We start from the raw sequence: 18,622 nt of genomic DNA, 5'->3' as shown, positions 1-18,622 counted from the left end.
TCAAACACATATTGCCGCGTACTCTTTGCCACGTCCCGTTCCCCCTCAAATATCCAGCCGGGTCTGACGATCCCCGCTCGTGTCGTGGATGGCCGCCGCAGCCTTCGTCAGCTCGGTCCAGTCGGCAATCAGCGCGTTGTAGGCCGTGGCCTCCTTCGCATCCTTTCGCTTGTTGGCGCTGATGTCGTAGAGGCAGTAGGCGAGATCCTTCACGGCCTCGGCCTGGGTGTTGATCTTCTTCAGCAGCACAGCGGTTTCGTGGGAGATGCCGTCCTTTTCGTGCAGACGGACCAAATGCTGGAGGCACTCCCACACCGTCAGGTGGCCGTCGCTCTCTGGTTCCCAATCATCATCAAGCTCGTCGCGCGTCAGGATGCGGACCTTACCGGCGGCACTTTCCACGATCCCGGCATGTTTGACGCTATCGACCGAGATGCCGCGCGCAGTCGCGATGCTGTTGGCGGTGCCGTACTCACCGGCTTTTAGCCCGTTCTGCTCGAACCAAGTGATCGCAAAGCGGGTATCGGCGTCGAACTCGCCCTGGATGCCCCCAAGGTACTCGTCCAGCTCCTTGTTGATGAGCTGGAGTGCAGTCTTCACGCTCATCGGATTGTCGTCGCTTTCCAGTACGGCCTGGTAGCGCGAGAAAACGCCCATTCCGGGTCCGATCGCCGATTGCGGCATATCGGCTGGGGCGATGTTGGCGGCCTGAAGCTCGGCGATTGCCGGGGGCAACTCGCGTTTCAGCGCACGTATGAACTCCGCGCGCGTGATAACTTCGGCGGCGGCTTCCTTCCTGCGGCAGACGAGGACGACCGAATTGGCAAGGGCATTCGTACCCGACGCGACTGTGCGTGCAGCGCGTTCTGTCCGGACGGGCCAAGTTCCGACGATCGAGTACCCTGCTGAAATTACGGCTTGGATAAACGTCGCCCATCCTGTCGACGATAGCCCTTCCTGCTCCACTTCGCTCTGCTTAAACGCGTAGTATATGGTCGCGGGAAACTGACTCGAAGCCTGCAGCGCCAGATTTGAGATAGCCAGCGTCATTCCATCGAGGAAAAACTTCTCTGCTTCGTCGTTTCCTCCATGCCTATACGGCGTAGCAACCAACTCCTCCGCCTTCGGAACAGTAATCGTGCTGCTCTGCGCAGGAAATACATCCTTTATATTCCATCGCAACCAAACATAGAAATAGTCAGATAAATCGGCGTAGCCAATGTTGTCGTAATAGGGTGGGTCCGTCGAGATTACGGCGTTCTCAGGTATTTGGACAGTCTGCGCATCATGCTGAACAATTTTTCCTGCCGCATTCGAACTTAATCCTAGAAGGGCCTTCCATACCCATTCTACGGCGCCCAAGAAATTGCCGGTGCTATCACTGAATACGTTACACTCAGCGAAATCCCACGTCATAGCGATGCCTTGGCGTGCGAAGGTGAATCGAATGAACCCGGAGGACGACCACGTCGCGACTGAGCTGCCGGCATCCGCCACGCGATCAATGGCAAATGCCAAATACACGCTTACGGCTTCTGCGTAGGCCTTGGCGCCATCTCCTCCTTCGCGAAGTGGCATCCCGTCGGACGAGAGACCTGCGGCTAGAGCATCTTTCTCGATCTTTGAGCGCACCTCGCGAACCAACTCGCCGAACGTATTTAAGGCGACGAGCTGACGTTCAATGAAGTAATCCTTAAAGGTATTAAAGCCATATCGACGACCTTGAGCGTTACTTGCGAACGTTCCCCGACAGGGTATATCGAGGTAGCCCAAGTCCAACTTAGCTACGGCTGCTTCCGCCGCGACGGTTGCTGCTTGCTCGCTCAGCGAATCCACTGACAAATAGCGCCGCCCGCTCGGACCTTCTGCAATGATGGCCAATAACGTCTTGCCCATCTTGCCTTCGGCGGCTTGCCTATCGATGTAGTCGCCTGTTATCGGGGCATCCGAGAAAATGCAGTTAAAGACAGCACGGCCAGCTTTGGTGCCCTTCTTTGCCTTTTCAAGTTGTGCCTTTGTCCCCCCGCTTCGTACCTTGTAGGTGACGGATTTGGCGCGCTTGTCGACAATCGGCTCGATCCACGCTTCTTTGCCGGCGTTGAGGCTCAGCAGAAAGCTGGACGCAATTGGCACGCGTGTGTCGGCAAAGGCGGGATCCGGGCTCGGCACTGTTCGCGCCCAAATCCATGCGACGACCGTGGCCTTCCCACTCCCTAGCTCTTTCGGCAGGTCGACCTGGGGATACAGGTGGCTAATGCGCCGAAACGCTTCCTCTCGCACCCATTCGCCGTAATATCTGATGTCCTCGGCTAACCCCTCAGCGTTTCGATAGTGAATTCGGTCCCGTCCTCCGGGATGAACTGGCGGATTGCTTTTGAAGCGCGGCGGGATCTCGACCATCGCCTTGCCGATCATCACCGCGACGGGGTTGAGGTCAGAACCAAAAGATGGAAGGCCAAGGCGTTGCGCTTCAAGTGGGATCGACGCACCACCTGAAAATGGGTCATAGATCGCAGGAAGTTCGTCCCCGCAGCTCTTGCGAATTTCGATTCGTGCGCGCTCGAGCACCTCGTCGTTTGTCGAATTTTCCCAAACGACGAGTTCCTCGATGATTCTGAACAGTCTTTGCCGCTCCGCTTCAACGGCCTCCTCGGTTGGGAATTTGTCCGGATGGCTTGATGGATCATCAACGAGCTGAGCGAACAGCACAGCTCGGCATGCTGCCAGGGGGCGCCTCGCCCACCACAGATGTAGGGTGGACGGATGTCCGTGCCGGATCGACTTCTCTCGCGCAGAGGCAGCGTTGATCGCCTCAAGCGGGATCGCGACTTCGATGAGTTTCTTTTTGTAAGCCGTCACAGTTCCACCTCGGTCCACTCGATATCCGGAAACGGCTCTCCCCGACGCCGCAGCCTCAGCTCGCCCAGCAAGGAACCATCCGAAAAAACACTGCCGTAAAATGTCCCGCCGTCCAGATCGGCAGGCGTGTCTCGCCGCTCCGACGGCTCCAGCGCCATCAGCTCTGAAGCATCAACCGATAGCGTCGCCGAACTCAGGGCGCGCAGGACTTTGAGATCGAGGCCGACAAGTTCGATGTCGATGCCGTCCCGGAGCCAAGGAAAGGGCCAAAATGGCCAATCACGCCCGAATTCCCGGCTGGATAGGTCGGGATGCCTCGGCATCACCGACGCGATGCTCACCGCATATTGGCGCTCGCCCACGGTAAGGAGAGGAATCTCGTATCGCTGGGGCTCCCCTTCGCCCACTCGCAGCCGAGCAGCCGCCTCGTCCAATCCCATCAGGGATAACCACGAGGCATAATTGGCCCGGCGAACCGCGTCACGGGGGAACTCGACGGGGTTTTCGGGAACCTCCGGCTCGGGATCGACGAAGGCGACAAGCGATGTCTCGCCAAGAGTATCACCAGCCTCCCGCAGGAACGTGCCGATCGCAAAGCTCTTGATGGGCTGGGGATTGATATACTTGTCCCAACCGTCGAGCTGGGTCAGTCCGTCCTTCAACGCGCCTTTGATGGGTGGTTTCTTTCCCGGAGACGAAAACCCGCCCTTGGATTCAGCGAGCACCCATTGCTTTTGCCCGTTCTCGGCGATGAAGTCCGGCGCCTTCGTTTTGCCTGCGGGCCATTGCCTATTTTGCGTGGCCGCGCGTTGCCTCCACTCGGTTTCGAAGCGACCGACATAGGCGTAGCCCTTGTCTTCCAAGAGCAGCAGCGCCATGCCTTGCGCAATCCGTCCCGCCAAGCCGGAGCCGGAGAAATCGGCATAGAAACTCGACATGCCGTCGTTCAGGCACCACTCGCTCGTGGTCCAATCGAACAGGTGGCCGTTTTCAAGAAGAAACCCGGCAGCCCCTACCCAACGGATCGGCGCGGTCTGCCATCGCAAGCAATCAGCCTTCTTGACCGCATGGGCCAGGCGCCAAGCACTGAACTGCACGTTGCCCGATGCTTTGGGAAGCGGTCGGGTACGGCCGTGGGGCTTCTCCACTTTAGCTTTCGCCAATTCATGGACCGGCAGATTGCTGCGCCCGTTGAACGCGCGAACGACCCGCCTGGAGACGGCACCCAAATGAGACACCTGGGCATCCGTCACGTTGATGCCTCCGACAGGACGAGCCTGTATGTTGCGGGGTGAATGGTGATTTCGCCGTCGTCGCGCAACGCACGCAGGCGGGCGCCCGTCATCTCAACCGGCTCGCTCTCGGGGTTGACGAGAATGAAGGAATAGACGTCGGGCTTCTGGTCGAGCAGACCCCACACGTCGGCCTCGATCTGGAGCGGCTCGTGCTCCAGGCAATGTTCCTTCGGGTAATAGTGACGCAGGACCTCGCCGCCCGCCGAGCGGCGCTCCCACGGAAACCTCGCTCCGTTGGCGCGGCCGATCCAGCTTCCGTCCGCATGGAAGAAGCGATCGTCGCCGTCGGCCTTGTAGCCCTGGGCAAGCGCGAAACGCGACATCACGTTCGGTCGTGGCGGCTTCGCGGGCGGGCGCGACCGGGTTACGGGCTCTGATGCCAGCAAGCCGCCTTCAGGGTTTTCCAATGGCTCCTCGGCCTCTGGCTGGGCCGCGGGTTCATCGTCCTCGGTTAGATCAGGCTCTTCCGCGACAGGGGCATCGCCGATCGACTCTGCGTACTCGCCGGCATCCTCGCGGAGCGCGCCCACCGCTTCGTCAACGACCGGCCCGGCTACGGGCTGGGTCTCGACAACCGGCGCTACCGCTCGCTGCTCGGGGCCGAGCGTGAAGTTCTCCTCAAGATATTCCTTGATGTCTTCGGGCGACCGCTCGAACGCATAGGCCAGCGCTGCACGAATGTCCGCGTTCAGACTCCTGCCGATCTCCTCCGGCACGCGCTTGGCGAGCTTGGCTTTGGTCAAGGGGCTGACGAACAGCTTTCGGTCGAGCCACAGGATGTCCGTGAGCCGCGCCGTGCCGGCGGGCACACCGTCGAGATAGGGAATGACCTCCAGCTTGGGCGCCTGGACCCAGCTCGTCGCGGCGATCGCTTCGGCCAGCGTCCGCACTCGCTCGGTCTCAGCGGGATCGGCAAGCTCGATCCGCCCAAGCTGGGTTCCGAACGCCGTCAGCCAGGCGCGCCGGTCTTCGAGTCGCGCGAGCAACGATGGCTGGTTGAACCGCTCTTCGACAAGATCCGACAGCGCCGGAAGCGCCGAGAACGGCGGCGCCTGCACGGTCTCCGCCGGTAGCCGCTGAAGGTCGGCGGTCTTACGCTTGACCCAATCGTGCAGGTGGCTCCACCGGAAAAGGGTCTGCATGCTCAACGCATAGGCGAGCGTGTCGGCCGGCACCCATTCGCCCAGCAGATTCACCCAATGGCCGCACTCTTCCCAGATGCGGGTCGGGTATCGCACCAGCAGCGAACGAACCCGGCGGGCGTCGTCAGCCGACAGCGCCTTCCCCGAGCCCAGCGTGCCGAGCCATTGCAGCGCCAGGTCTGCGGAGGGCCGTTCAGCAACACCGATGCGCCGCCACAGACTGAGATCGAGCACAGAGGACCGGATGACCGCCGCGCCAGGAACGTCTTCCTCGTCCCCGGCCAGAAAGACTCCCCCGGACGTCACCCAGGTCCCGTCCTGGGCGAGGATCAGCTTCTCGGTCTTGAAAGCGTTCCTGAGATTTTGGGCGTCGGCGGTCGAGCAGCCGTCGAGCATTTGGTCCAGGCGGCGATACCACTTCTCGACCTCATGCGCCGGAGCCTTGTCCGATTTCGCAAGCGCGCGCAGCCGATCGAGCAGGCGTCCGGGGCCGCTCGGCGTGCTGCGGACGCCAAGCAGGTCGAGCAGCGGGCGTGTCGTTTCCCGGTCGAGCAAGCCATGCACGAAGGGCTCGACGTCGATCAGCGCCTCCGTCTCGGGGCTCCTGCGCACCAGGTCCGCCGGAACCTGGATCATGCTGCGCATGTCAGGGAGGCAGGGCTTGGTCCGCAGCTTCAGTAACCAATCCGTCAGCAACGGCTCCGAAGTGACCGATCGCGTCGATCCGGTGGTGGCCACCTGTGACAGGCGAGCGCTCGAAGCGCGCGACCAATAGGCCTCCCGCTGTTCCAGGACCTTCCCGGCGACCTTGGCCCAGAGGCCCGGATCGCTCTTCGACAGCACCTCCCAATGCCGCCAATAGTCGGCGGGGAAGTCCCAATCGTCGATGACGAAGCTGTCGGTGACGTAGGAATAGGAAAGTGGTTGGCGCTGCCCGCGTGCCTGCGCCTCCGCAGTGGCACGCTGACGCCCATAGACGCTGCCTCGCCTCTGGACGAGCGGTGCGAATGTCTGAAGGCCCGAACGGCCGGAAGATACCCAGCGAAGCCAATCTTCCCGCGAGCAGGATTTGAAGGTTGCCACATAATCGGCGTGCACGAGGTGCGTCTGCTGAACACTCTCCGGCAGCAGTTCCTCTAACGAGCCATTTTCATCAAATAGGACGCCCTTCCCGATCGCCCGCAGCTTCAGGTCGGCGCAAGCATATCGGAAGGATTCGCCGATGGTAACGCCGAGCTTGGCCGCGATCTGAGCAAGCTGGACGCACTCCGCCAGCTTCGGCTGCGCTGAGCTGAAATAATCGGCGGCGACCCGCTCGATCACGGCATTGACGTCGCTTGTTTCATCCAGACCAATTTCCTTCAGCACCGCGAAGGCGGCCTGAACCGGGTCGCTTCGGCCACCACCCTCGGCCTTGTCGCGGCGCTGCTCGGCGAGGAAACGGGTCCAATTCTGGTTCAGGACGATCAGATGACCGGCGAGGAATTCCCAATCCTCCTCCGATTGGAGAAGCTTTTTCTCACCGAGCCGAACGATCTCGGACGCTGCGTAAAGCACCTCCTTGCCCTGGACCGGCACGATCCGCAGATCGTCGGCGTCCTGATACTGCCAACCTGTCACCTCGGCAGCGATGTAGGACCAGAGATTCAACAGGTGCCGCCAAGTCGACGGCCGAGGCAGATGATTGCTGCGCAACCGCTGAAGCAGCTCGGCCTTCGAAAACTCCTCGACCAGGCCCCAGCGAACGAGCTTGGTCCGATCCTTGACCGACACATGCTGGCACAACGCCGGCCGTGACTTGGTGTCGAGCAAGGCCAAGGCCTGGTCGGCTGGCCAGATGTCGAATATCGGCTGCGGAACGGCGATCGCGCCCCCGGCGGCGACCAGTTCGCCATTCTCAGTCAGCAGGATCGCTCGATCATCGATCGCACCATCAAACGCAAGCTCGACGATCGCGCCGCATGACCCTTCGAGCGTGGTCGCCTCACGGTCAACGTCAGGCAGCAGACCATAGGCGCCCGTCCGGTCCCGTGCGCTGGTCTTGGCCTGTTCGAGCCATTCCATCATCGCGCTGGCGGCGAGTACGCCCGCTCGGTTCAGGAGCCAGCGATTGGTCGGCGAGGTCTCCGGATCCTTGATCTTGAGGCGCGCCGGATCCTGAATGAAAGGGGCATTGCAGGCGAAGGGAAGCGCCGTTTCAACTCCGGTCGGCAGCACGACATAGAGTCTTCCCTTTGCGCCCAGCACGATCTCAACCCGGCAGGGCGGAAAGTCGCTGCTATCCTCGGCTCCCAGCATGCGCTCTTTACGGATTTCATCGAGCGCATCCGCCGGAAAAGCCTCCTCGGCCGACCGCACCAGCAGAAAGGGATCGTCGGCCTTCTGGTCGAGCCCCATCCATTCGCTCTCGGCGATCGGACCAGGGCCGAGGCTTTGCCAATGCACCACGCGATCGCCGACCTGCAGCCGGCGAATCCGCTTGAAGAAGAGCAGCGAAACTGGACTCTTCAGCCACTCATCGAGGTTTTTTTCAACCTCGCGACGCAGCAGGGAATCGGCGATGGCTACCTCGACCCGAGTGCTGCCGTTCGTGAGATGTCTGCCATCGATCCAGTGCGGCTCCGTAAACCGAATGCGCTCGAAGGCCACGGCCAGGGTCGGCGTGAACAGCTCGACCCGATCGCCAAGACTGAACGTGCTCTTGAACCCGATGCCGCGGAAACCGATAGTGTGGAGTGCGCGCTTGTTGGAATAGCCAAAGCGGCAGATCGACGCGAAGTGCGCCTCGATAAAGTCCTCGCCATTGTGCTCGAACACGAAGCGATCATTCTCGATCGATACGCGCGCTTCGCTGGCGCCCGCGTCATCGGCGTTTTGGAGCAATTCGGAGAGGATATGGCGCGGGCTCTGGACCTGCTTGAACAGTTGGTGCCAAGGCCCTGCAAGCTCAGGGTCTGCCTCAAGCTGATCCCAACGCTTTGAGGCCCGCTCCCTGATTCTATGGAAATAGTCCGGCGGATCGCCGACGCTGGCTGCAAGCAGACGCCCCGTGCTCATGACGGCGTCCCCGCTCGCTCCAATAGACGCCGAAGATCGAACTGGATCGCGGTCTCCAGGAAGGACGGCTCGCGGTCAACGAGCGGGCCGCGTACATAGCGCGGCTCATGGGCGAAGCCACCGGCGACAGAGACGATCGCCAGGATGAATTTCTCGGGCTCGTGCAGCGAGGTGATCACCTCCTGCCGAGTGATCATCACCGAGTCTGCGCCGTCGATGCGGCCCTTGACCTCGATGAAGCGGAGATGCCCCGCCTTCGGATTGAGCGAGGCGATGTCATAGCCGATCTTCTGGGCAGAGACGTCGACCGGCTCATGTCCCAACGCGCGCTCCGCCGCCATGACCGCTTGCATCGCGGCGAGCTCGATCTCTCTGCGCGCTGCGGGATCCTCGGCGAAATGGTTCGGCACCGTCGGGGACTGTCGCGCGTCCAAGAGACCACGCGGGATCACCACCATGCCACCGCGCGCCCGCGGCGGCTGAGAGGAGATGAACCGCTCTTGCTGGAGCTGGTCCATCCGGCGCTTCTGACGCTCGGCCAGTTCTTCGGCCCGGCGCTGCGCGTTCTGCCAGTTGAGCCTCGTCTTCTTGCCGGCCTTTTCCTCCTCCTTCAGCTCGAAGGCCCGCGAATCCCAATAATTGATCTCCTTCTTGAGCCGCGACCGCACTTCCTGCTCGACCTTCTCGATTTCGGGGAGACGGCGGGCCTTGACCTCGGCGACATGCTTTTGCGCCAGCTCCACCGTGGCGAAGCGGATGGCCGTCTTTTCCAGCTCGCTCGTCAGCCAGTTCTCGTCGAGCAGGTCGCGCACGGCGCCGACCTCCTCGGCCGTGGCTGGACGGAGATTAAGGTGCGGCGCGATGCCGGCGTTGACCGCCTGGCCCGCCTTGTCGATCGCGGCGAACTGGAGCCGCTGCGAGATCACATGCGGCTTGCCGAGGCTCGTGGTGCGGCCGTCTTGGACCGTGTGCTCCAGAAGAAAGATCGCGGAGAGCGCGTCGCCTGGATCGGTTTCATCGACCAGGATCGCGCCCTGGCGCATGATCTGCTCATATTGCTCGCGGATGAGGCTGATCACAGCTTCAAGCAGCGGGTGGCCAGGGCAGACGAAGGCGGCGACCGGCTGCTGATTGATCAGGTTCTTCTCGAAGCAGATCCGCTCATATTGCTTCTGAATCGGCGCGCCGGTGCCGATCTGACGATCACGCTCCCGGATGCGCACGGGAACATGGGTGATCTCCCAGCGCCCCTCTTCCCGGCGCTTGAGACGGCCGCCGAGATGCTGGAACGCCTCGACGAAGAAACTCTGGATATGATGGGGCTGAAGGCGCAGCGCCTCGGCCCGTTCCATCTCGAGACGCAGCTCCTCGACCTTGGCTTCGGGCATCGTGTCGTTGGTCAGCGCCCGGCGGCGGAGCAATTCCAAGAGATGCGTCTGATCGACGGCGCCATCGACCTGCCGGAAGAGACGCGCCTTCACTTCTTCCTGCTCACCGTATTGGATGGCCTGGAAGAGGAGGTCCTTGAGCGCTGTGCCTTCGAACAGCTCACCGAGCACGTCATAGACGCGCCCGCCCAGCGCCTCGCGTGCCGCCTCCAGCTTTTCGAGCAGGCGTCCATAGACCTCGCCTTCGCGGGTGTCGGCCGCGACTAGATTCCAAAGGTGGCAGACCTCAGTCTGGCCGATGCGATGGATGCGGCCGAACCGCTGCTCGATCTTGTTGGGGTTCCAGGGGAGGTCGTAATTGACCATCAGATGGCCGCGCTGGAGGTTCACGCCCTCGCCGGCGGCATCGTTGGCAATCAGCACAAGCAGGTCCTTGTCCTGCATGAAGCGCTCGATCACCTTGCGGCGCTCCTCGCGCGATACCCCGCCATGGATCACGTCCACCGCTTCGGAATTGCCGAGCCGCGCGCGCACCTTGTCGAGCAGGTAGTGGAGCGTGTCCTTGGGCTCGGTGAAGATGATCAGCTTGCGGCGATTGCCTGCGGCATCGAGCATAAGGTCATCGTCGAGAATGCGGTTGAGCTGGGTCCATTTCGTGTCGACGCCCGAGCGCAGCACGCCGAGCGCCATCGTCTCCAGGCTCTTCAGCGTCTCGACCTCGAGCGCGAGCTGCTCGACCGTCTCGGCGGTCGTCGCCCCCGTCGAGATCAGATCCTCGAGTTCGTCGATCTCCTCCTGCCCATATTCCTCGATGTTGCGCAGCATATCGGGGTTGATTGCCGGCTCGCCGATGCCGGCCCTGCGCCCTTTGGCGGCGAGACGCGCTTCGCCCAGCTCGGTCTCGAGCCGTTCACGCCGGCGCTTCAGCGACTGGTAAATGGCGGCCGGCGATGAGGCGAGCCGCCGCTGGAGGATCTGAAGCGCGAAGCCAACATTGTTGCGCTTCTTGCCGTCGCCCTCGGCAAAACGCTGCACGCGGTTCATCTCTGTGCGGACATAGTCGGTGACGGCGGCGTAGAGCGCGGCTTCGCCTTCCGAGAGCTGATATTTGACCGTGCGTGCGCGACGTTCGGGAAAGAGCGGCCGACCGTCGAACCTGAGCAGTTCCTCCTTAGTCAGCCGCCGCATCATGTCTTCTGTGTCGGCATAATGGACGCCGTCGCGGAACCGCCCCTCGAAGCGGTCGCCGTCGAGCAGCGCCATGAACAGTTGGAAGTCCTCCTCCTTGCCGTTGTGCGGCGTCGCCGACATCAGCAGCAGATGGCGACAGACCTGGCCGAGCCTCTGCCCGACCTGATAGCGCCGCGTATATTTGACCTCGCCGCCAAAATAGGTCGCCGACATGCGGTGCGCTTCGTCGCAGATGATCAAGTCCCATCCGCGCGCGCTCATGAGCTTCTCCTGAAGCTCCTCGTTGCGCGCCAACACGTCGAGGCGGACAATCAGCCGGTCGCGGTCGCTGAACGGATTGCCCGAGCGCGAGGTCTCGATCATGTCGCGCGTGAGGATGTCGAATTCCAGATTGAACTTCTGGCCGAGTTCGTCCTGCCACTGCTCGACGAGGCTGCCCGGCGCGACGACAAGACAGCGCTCCAGATCGCTGCGCGCGATCAGCTCTTTGATGAGCAACCCGGCCATGATCGTCTTGCCGGCGCCGGGATCGTCCGCGAGCAAGAAGCGCAGCGGCTGGCGCGGCAGCATTTCGCCATAGACGGCCGAGATCTGATGCGGCAGCGGATCGACCAGGCTGGTGTGTATCGCGAGGTAGGGGTCGAAATAATGCGCGAGCTTAATGCGATTGGCCTCAGTCACCAGCCGCAGCAGCGCGCCATCGGCGTCGAACGACCAGGGTCGTCCGCTCTGCTCGACTTCGAGACGATGCTCGTCGTCCCGATAGAGCACCGCCTCGGCGACCGCACCGTTGTGATCACGGAAAACGACGTTGATCGCCTGGTCGCCGATCCAGTCGATCGAGACGACATGCACAGGCTGCGCGGACGCGATGCCCCGAACCGACGCGCCATTCTTGATGTCTTCGAGTCTCGCCCCCATCAGCCGACGTTTCCCCCAAATATCTTCACTGCCGAAACTCCGCCCGCTCCAGCGCAGCCTCGGTCTCTTTGCGGTTTATTGCGACAATATGCTGCGTGCGAGCGTTTTGCTTTATCGCGTCGCCGAGAAGACCCAGTCGCTTCAAAACATAGAACAGCATCGCATAGCGAACCGAAAGCACGCCATTGCCATGGTCGAACCCATAGTCCTTGGCGACGACTTTCTTCTGGCTCTCGGTGAGATCCGGATGCGGGCCGATCTCGACGTCGAAATAGTTGTTCCAGAGCCAGTCCTGCTCGCCGGTCGCACCGGGTTGACCGATGGCGCCGACCTCCAGAATGCGCGGTAGGAGGAAGTCTTTGAACTTGTGCTCGATGTGGCAATAGGCCCGGGTATGCCAGCGGAAGCCGTCATAGCCGAAGGCATGCGGTGTGATACGGCGCCAGATGGGGTCGGGGCGCACCTTGTTCATCGACTGATAGAAGACGTCCACCGACGCGCCTTCGCGCGCGGCATCGAGGATCCGGCGCAGGACCTTGATGTCGATGTCCCGCTTGGGCGTCAGCGCGACATCGGCCCGGGGTAGCGCGGCGATCCAGGAATCATGGGAGGGGACGGTGCCTTCGGCCACAGAGCGGAGCTGCGCGAGATACACATAAGGATCCGGGTCGAGGAACCGCAGCACGAACTTTTCGGCAGCGACATAGCGCTTGGCCCGCGTGTCGTAGTCCATGTTTCCTGGCGCGCGCTCCTGATAGAGCGTCAGGTCTTTTGACGCCTGCGGCACGGACACGCCGAAAAACTCCACGATGTCGGCGCGATTGATCGAGCCCTCCCAGAACAGGCGGAACTCAATAAACTCAAGCCTTTGTTCGACGCCCCAACGCACTCGCGGTCCTCATATGAAGATAAAAACTATACGCATCTTGCGACGAACGCGATTAGTTTATATATTCATGTCGTCACCGAGTCAATGGCTGGAGTTCACCGTGGCCGACAGATACGTCACCAAGCATCCGAAGGGCTGGGCCGTGAAAGCGCCCGGCAGCGAGCGCGCGAGCAGCGTCCATTCCACCCAGCGCGACGCCGAGCAGGCCGCGAAGCAGACGGTTCGCAATCTCGGTGGCGGCGAGGTTCGTATTCAGGGCCGCGACGGCCGTTGGCGGGATTCCGACACGGTGCCGCCCGGCAACGATCCGAATCCGCCGCGGGACCAGAAGCACTAGGCGACGAGCAGAGGGGGCGCGCGTTGAAACGTATCCTGACTATCGATGGCGGCGGCATCCGAGGCACATTCCCGGCGGCGTTCCTCGCCAATCTCGAACACGACCTTGAGCAGCCCATCGGCCGCTATTTCGATCTCATCTCCGGCACCTCGACCGGCGGCATCATCGCCATCGGATTGGCGCTTGGGCTGCGCGCCTCCGATATTCTCAAGTTTTACGAGGAGAAGGGGCCGGCGATCTTCGCGCAGACGCGCGGGGGCATTGCAGGCTGGGTCGGCCGGCACCTGCGTAAGGGACGCTGGTTGCTTTGGGGGCCGAAATACAGCGCGCAGCCGCTCCGCGACGCGCTCCATGGCGTGCTGGGGGACCGCAAACTTGGCGAGGCTCGGACACGCTTGGTGATCCCCGCATGGCATCCCCAGACGCAAGGCGTCTACATCTTCAAGACCGCCCATCACCCCCGGCTCCGGACCGACTATAAGGAGTTCGCGGTCGACGCCGCGATGGCGACGGCGGCAGCGCCAACCTATTTCGCGCAGCACGTCACGGCCAATGACGTCGGACTGGTCGATGGCGGGCTCTGGGCCAACAACCCGACCGGGATCGCGGTCGTCGAAGCGATGGCGACTTTGGGCTGGCCGGCCGAAGACATCCGCGTTCTCAGCATCGGGTGCCTGGAGGACATCAAGGTTGTGCGCGAAGCCTATGGCGCAGCCAGTCTCGCGCCGCAGCTCGCCAGCCTGTTCATGGCTGGCCAGTCGCATGGCTCTCTCGGCATCGCCCAGATTCTGACGGGCGATCCGCATGAGCGGCGCGCCATTTACCGCGTCTCCCAGCCTGTCCCCGATGGCTTCTATTCCCTCGACGACACCAGCCGCATCCGCAGCTTGAAAGACCGCGCCTTTGCCGAGGCGCGAATCCAGAAACCCATCCTTCAACCGCAATTCTTCGGCGCGCCTGCTGAGGAATTCACCCCTCACTACAGGTGATGCCATGACCATGCACGACAAGCGCCTCGCCAAGACGCACGATGATATCCTGGAAGCGATGGCGGAAGCTCTCGCCATCCCGCCGTCCAAGCTCGAGGAGGCGAGGTCCCGTTACGAAGCGATCGGCAACTGGCTCGACCGTCCTGAGTCCACGCTGGCCGACTATGATCCGGCGATCTCGCCGCAGGGGTCTTTCCTGCTCGGTACCGTGACCCGGCCGCTCACCGACGCCGAGGAGTATGATGTTGATCTTGTCTGTCGCTTGAATGCGACGAAGGCCGAGTTCACGCAGAAAAGCCTGAAGGATGCGGTCGGCTACGAGGTCGGACTCTATGCCAAGGCCCATGGCATGACCAAGCCCGACGACGGCCGGCGTTGCTGGACCCTCAACTACGCTGCAGGCGCGCAATTCCACATGGACATTCTGCCGGCGCTGCCTGACGCGCAGCGCTATCAGACCAAGCTCCTGGCGGAGGGTTATCGCACTCTGGCGCACGACAGCGCACTGAGCGGGCATGCCATCGCCATCACCGACAAGACCCTCCCGCACTACGATCAGCCGACCGAGGATTGGCCGCAGAGCAATCCGACCGGCTATGGCGCATGGTTCCGGAACCGGATGCTCGTCCAACTGACCGAGAGCAAGAAGGCCTTCGCCAAGCGCGAGCGGATCACCGCCAGCGTCGATGAAATTCCCGATTACAAGGTCAAGACCCCGCTCCAGCGCGCGGTCCAGCTTCTGAAACGCCACCGCGACTGCATGTTCGCCGAGGATTGCGAACACAAGCCGATCTCGATCATCATCACGACGCTCTCGGCCCACGCCTATAACGAGGAGACGACCATCTCGGGGGCGCTGCAGAGCATCCTGACTGTGATGGACCGCTACATCGAGGATCGCGGCGGCGCTGCCTGGGTCGCCAACCCGGTCAACCCTGCCGAGAACTTCGCCGACAAATGGGCGGAAGAGCCCAAGAAGAGCGAGAACTTCGACCGTTGGCTCGGTCAGGCCCGCCAGGATTTCGCCCTCTATCTGCGGGCGAACGCCTTCGACAAAGTCCCCGAGCTGCTCCGCGAGCATCTCGGTCCGCAACTCGTCGATCGCGCCATGGCGGCAGTGCTGCCGGTTGCAGCCGCCGGCCTTGCGGCGCCGGCCATCATCACCAGCGCCGCGCGTGCGGAGGATGTGGATCGCGCCCAACACGCCGTCGACCAGATCAACCGTGCCGGACCGCAGTCGAAACCTTGGGCAAGGTCGTAAGGAGGCCAGCCGAGTTGCTCACCCTCAAGGAGGTCAAGGCCGCGATCGCCTTTGACCAGCCGAAGCTGCGCGCCACCGCGGCCGATCGACGGATCCTGGTCGAAGGCAGCTACCTCGTATCTGAACGGGACGTCGTCGCCGCCCCGGATGGGCCGATCGCCGAATTCAACATCAGGATGGAATTGCCCGACCTTTATCCGCGGCGGGAGCCAAAGGTTTTCGAAGTTGGCGGCAGGATTCCACGCAATCCGGACCGACACATCAATCCCGACGGGGATTGCTGTGTCACGGTTTGGGAAAACTGGCTGGCCGCCTCGCGTGACCATTCGTTTGGGAGCTTCCTCAAGGGCCCTCTCAGCGAATATTTTCTCGGACAATTTTGGTTCGAAAAGACCGGAAAATGGCCGTTTGGCGAACGGCCACACGGTCTGAAGGGACTTGAGGAAGCTTATGCCGATGCGCTGGGAATAGCGAACAAGCGAGAAAGCCTGCTCTATCATCTACGTCTGCTATCCCAGGATTGGCCAAAGGGCCACTGGCCGTGCCCGTGTGGAAGTGGCAAGGCGCTACGGCGCTGCCACCATCAAGATTTGATGGCGATGCACCGGAGAGTGCCGCCTGATATCGCCCGGCGCATGTTGCTTCGGCTCGACCCAAAAAACTGATCGAACGGCGTAGTAGATGCGCACATTGGCGCTGCATCAAGACGCGCCATCGCAGACCGGTCTCATCCCCAAAGTGAAGACAGTGGCGCCGCCGCCAACCTGTCGCCGAACGGTACGACATCTGTGCTGTCATAGAGGACTGCGCCGAAGGCGAAGCGATCCCCGCACGCCTCGGCCAGCGCGCGAAGACCAGCGAAGTCGCCCGCTTTCACCGTAGCGCTCGCCTTCACTTCGATCCCGACGATCATGCCGTCATCGCGCTCCAGTACGATGTCCACTTCGCGCATGTCCCGATCCCGGAAATGATGCGGTGTCAGCCGCAGGTCTGAGGCGCTCATCAGCTTCAGCACTTCCGAGAACACGAAGCTCTCCAGGAGCGCGCCGAATGTTCCGCGATCGGCCTTCACCCTGTCGAAGGTGAGCCCGCGCACGGTCGCCAGCAGGCCGGAATCGAGGAAGTGCAGCTTGGGCGTCTTGACGATGCGCTTCAGCGCATTGGTGAACCAGGGCTGCACCGTTGCGATCAGGAACACCTGTTCGAGCAGCCCGACATAGCGCTGCCCGGTCTTGTGGGTGACGTTGATGCCGGCTGCGAACTGCGAATAGTTCACCAACTGTCCCGAATGCTCGGCCAGCAGCCGCACGAATTTCGGAAGCTCGGTCAGTTTCTCCACGTCGGCGATGTCGCGCAGATCGCGCGTCAGGATCGACGTGAGATAGGACCGCAACCAGTCCTGCCGCCGCCGCTCATTGTCGCGGCTGATTGCCTCCGGAAATCCTCCGAGCAGGACGAGTTCGACCAGATCGTCGCCGACGATCGCATTCCGCTGGCTCTGGAGCTTTCCTTCGAACAGACGCTCGAGAAAGGTCGGCGTCCGGCCTTCGATCTCGGCCTTTGCCAGCGGCAGCATCTGGATGGTCTCCATCCGTCCGGCCAGGCTGTCGGCGATCCGCGGCAGGGTCAGCACGTTCGCCGATCCGGTCAGCAGGAATCGTCCGGGCCGATAGTCCTCGTCGACCGTCTTCTTGATCGCTAGCAGCAGGTCAGGCGCGCGCTGGATCTCGTCGATGATGGCTTGATCCAGACCCCGGATGAAGCCGGCCGGATCGGATTGGGCCGCCGCGAGAACCGTCTGATCGTCCAGCGTGATATAGGTTCGGCCAGCGTCGCCCATCTTTCGGACGAGCGTGGTCTTGCCGGCCCGCCGCGGTCCCACGATCAGGACCACGGGGGTATCCGCAAGGGCTTCTTCCGCCCGTCGCTCCACAAACCGTCCGAACATCCCAGCTCCGAATCCTCGCCCATCGGGACTATGGGTTCCGGCTGATTGGGAGTCAATGGCCCGCTAATTGGGAATGATGGGGTCGCGATCTGGGAGGGCAGGAGGGGAACGCCTTCCCCTGCGGCCGAGCCCAAGGTCTCGGCCGACCCCTTCTGCGGGGAGACCCCGCAACGCCCCCTGAGAGTGAGAGTGCGGACGGGTTTTCCGTGACGGGTTGAGGCTGGAGAAGAGGTCTCCGGCGCCCGTCGCGGAGAACCGCGATGTTCAGGAAAGATAGCAACGCACGCACCGACCAGGACCGGGCGAGCCTCTATGACGAAATCACCGGCAAGATCATCGCCGAGCTGGAGGCGGGTCGCGTGCCCTGGGTCCAGCCCTGGGGATCGGCCTCGACCAAAGCGCCGCTCGCCATGCCGAGAAATGGCGCAACCGGCCGGCATTATTCGGGCATCAATGTTCTGATCCTTTGGGGCGCCGTCATTCAGCACGGCTTTCCCGGCCAGAGCTGGCTCACCTTCCGCCAGGCGCTGTCGCTTGGCGGCAATGTCCGCAAGGGCGAGCGCGGCACCACCGTCGTCTATGCCGATCGCTTCACTCCGGAGGACGAAAAACGCCGCGCCCGCGAGGCCGGCGAGGAAGCCGCCGCCATCCCGTTCCTCAAACGGTTCACGGTGTTCAACACCGCGCAATGCGATGGTCTGGCTGACGACATCGCCACGATCGTCCCGCCGCCTCCGCCCGGCCTGATCGAGCCGAAGGTCGAGGTGCTGATCCGGGCGACAGGCGTCGACTTCCGCATCGGCGGCGATCGCGCCTTCTATGCTCCAGCGCTCGACTATGTGCAGGTTCCGCCGCCGCAGGCTTATTTCGAGCCGATCAACTGGCACCGCACGGCCCTGCACGAGCTGGGGCACGCCAGCGGACATTCCTCACGTCTCGATCGCGACCTTTCCGGCTCGTTCGGGTCGAAGAAATACGCGTTTGAGGAGTTGGTGGCGGAGATCAACGCCGCTTTCTGCTGCGCCTCGCTCGGCATCGTGCCGACCGTCCGCCATGCCGACTATATCGGCTCCTGGCTGGAGGTGCTGCGCGAGGACAATCGCGCCATTGTCCGCGCCGCCTCGCAGGCGAGCAAGGCAGCGGACTGGCTGCTCAGTTTCGCGCCGGACACCGACCTCGGCATAACCGATGACGAGCGGCAGGCGGCGTGATCTCCTGAAAACCTGAAAGGCGGCGACACGGATTTCCTGCTTTCCGCTGTTCCGTATCCGTGGCGCTGCTCTCTTTAGAGGAAGAGGGCGGCGCTTCGCTTCGTGACGGGTTTAGGGTCGAGAGAGAGGCTCTC

General features: G+C 62.4%; 11 protein-coding genes. 5 read left to right on the top strand and 6 right to left on the bottom strand.

Annotation, left to right across the window (positions count from 1 at the left end):
- Positions 1-45: 45 nt before the first annotated feature.
- The 5 genes from FJW06_RS17655 to FJW06_RS17635 are packed head-to-tail and all read right to left on the bottom strand — an operon-like array spanning position 46 to position 12,742.
- Positions 46-2,859, bottom strand: a complete 2,814-nt coding sequence (locus FJW06_RS17655; protein WP_140753505.1) for a DUF1156 domain-containing protein — start codon at positions 2,857-2,859, stop codon at positions 46-48.
- Positions 2,856-4,112 (bottom strand): hypothetical protein, encoded by a 1,257-nt coding sequence (locus FJW06_RS17650; RefSeq protein WP_140753504.1) that lies wholly within the window; start codon positions 4,110-4,112, stop codon positions 2,856-2,858. The genes FJW06_RS17655 and FJW06_RS17650 overlap by 4 nt, the downstream gene beginning before the upstream one ends.
- The gene (locus FJW06_RS17645) at positions 4,109-8,353 is read right to left on the bottom strand and encodes an ATPase (protein ID WP_140753503.1); all 4,245 of its coding nucleotides are present in this window, start codon (positions 8,351-8,353) and stop codon (positions 4,109-4,111) included. The genes FJW06_RS17650 and FJW06_RS17645 overlap by 4 nt, the downstream gene beginning before the upstream one ends.
- Positions 8,350-11,853: a helicase-related protein gene (locus FJW06_RS17640; RefSeq protein WP_140753502.1), complete on the bottom strand. Its 3,504-nt coding sequence runs from the start codon at positions 11,851-11,853 to the stop codon at positions 8,350-8,352. Before FJW06_RS17640 ends, FJW06_RS17645 begins: the two co-directional genes overlap by 4 nt.
- Positions 11,854-11,878: 25 nt before the next feature.
- The gene (locus tag FJW06_RS17635) at positions 11,879-12,742 is read right to left on the bottom strand and encodes a WYL domain-containing protein (protein WP_140753501.1); all 864 of its coding nucleotides are present in this window, start codon (positions 12,740-12,742) and stop codon (positions 11,879-11,881) included.
- A 100-nt stretch (positions 12,743-12,842) separates the two neighbouring features.
- Between FJW06_RS17635 and FJW06_RS17630 the strand changes: the two genes are divergently transcribed.
- The 4 genes from FJW06_RS17630 to FJW06_RS17615 are packed head-to-tail and all read left to right on the top strand — an operon-like array spanning position 12,843 to position 15,994.
- Positions 12,843-13,079 carry a DUF2188 domain-containing protein gene (locus FJW06_RS17630; protein ID WP_246674662.1) on the top strand — a complete coding sequence of 79 codons (237 nt, stop codon included), beginning with the start codon at positions 12,843-12,845 and terminating at the stop codon, positions 13,077-13,079.
- Between the two features lie 23 nt (positions 13,080-13,102).
- Positions 13,103-14,068 (top strand): CBASS cGAMP-activated phospholipase, encoded by a 966-nt coding sequence (locus FJW06_RS17625; RefSeq protein ID WP_140753499.1) that lies wholly within the window; start codon positions 13,103-13,105, stop codon positions 14,066-14,068.
- A gap of 4 nt (positions 14,069-14,072) precedes the next feature.
- A complete protein-coding gene (locus FJW06_RS17620; protein ID WP_140753498.1) occupies positions 14,073-15,329 on the top strand; it encodes a nucleotidyltransferase in 1,257 nt (418 codons plus the stop codon).
- A gap of 14 nt (positions 15,330-15,343) precedes the next feature.
- Positions 15,344-15,994, top strand: coding sequence for an SEC-C domain-containing protein (locus FJW06_RS17615; protein ID WP_140753497.1), 651 nt, complete (start codon positions 15,344-15,346; stop codon positions 15,992-15,994).
- A gap of 62 nt (positions 15,995-16,056) precedes the next feature.
- Here FJW06_RS17615 and FJW06_RS17610 read toward each other — a convergent pair whose 3' ends face one another.
- On the bottom strand, positions 16,057-17,277 hold the full coding sequence (locus FJW06_RS17610; RefSeq protein WP_140753496.1) for an ATP-binding protein: 1,221 nt from the start codon (positions 17,275-17,277) through the stop codon (positions 16,057-16,059).
- A 260-nt stretch (positions 17,278-17,537) separates the two neighbouring features.
- On the opposite strand from FJW06_RS17610, the gene FJW06_RS17605 reads away from it, so the two are divergent.
- Complete coding sequence (locus FJW06_RS17605) at positions 17,538-18,488, top strand: zincin-like metallopeptidase domain-containing protein (protein ID WP_140753495.1); 951 nt, start codon at positions 17,538-17,540, stop codon at positions 18,486-18,488.
- Positions 18,489-18,622: the final 134 nt, after the last annotated feature.

It is taken from the genome of Mesorhizobium sp. B4-1-3, from assembly GCF_006439355.1.
GTDB lineage: Bacteria > Pseudomonadota > Alphaproteobacteria > Rhizobiales > Rhizobiaceae > Mesorhizobium.
This window is presented reverse-complemented; position numbering and strand designations above follow the sequence as displayed.

Excerpts from the sequence above, each read along its gene's own strand:
- FJW06_RS17645 (WP_140753503.1), bottom strand. The coding sequence starts at position 8,353 with ATGAGCACGGGGCGTCTGCTTGCAGCCAGCGTCGGCGATCCGCCGGAC.
- FJW06_RS17640 (WP_140753502.1), bottom strand. The coding sequence starts at position 11,853 with ATGGGGGCGAGACTCGAAGACATCAAGAATGGCGCGTCGGTTCGGGGC.
- FJW06_RS17620 (WP_140753498.1), top strand. The coding sequence starts at position 14,073 with ATGACCATGCACGACAAGCGCCTCGCCAAGACGCACGATGATATCCTG.
- FJW06_RS17610 (WP_140753496.1), bottom strand. The coding sequence starts at position 17,277 with ATGTTCGGACGGTTTGTGGAGCGACGGGCGGAAGAAGCCCTTGCGGAT.
- FJW06_RS17605 (WP_140753495.1), top strand. The coding sequence starts at position 17,538 with ATGTTCAGGAAAGATAGCAACGCACGCACCGACCAGGACCGGGCGAGC.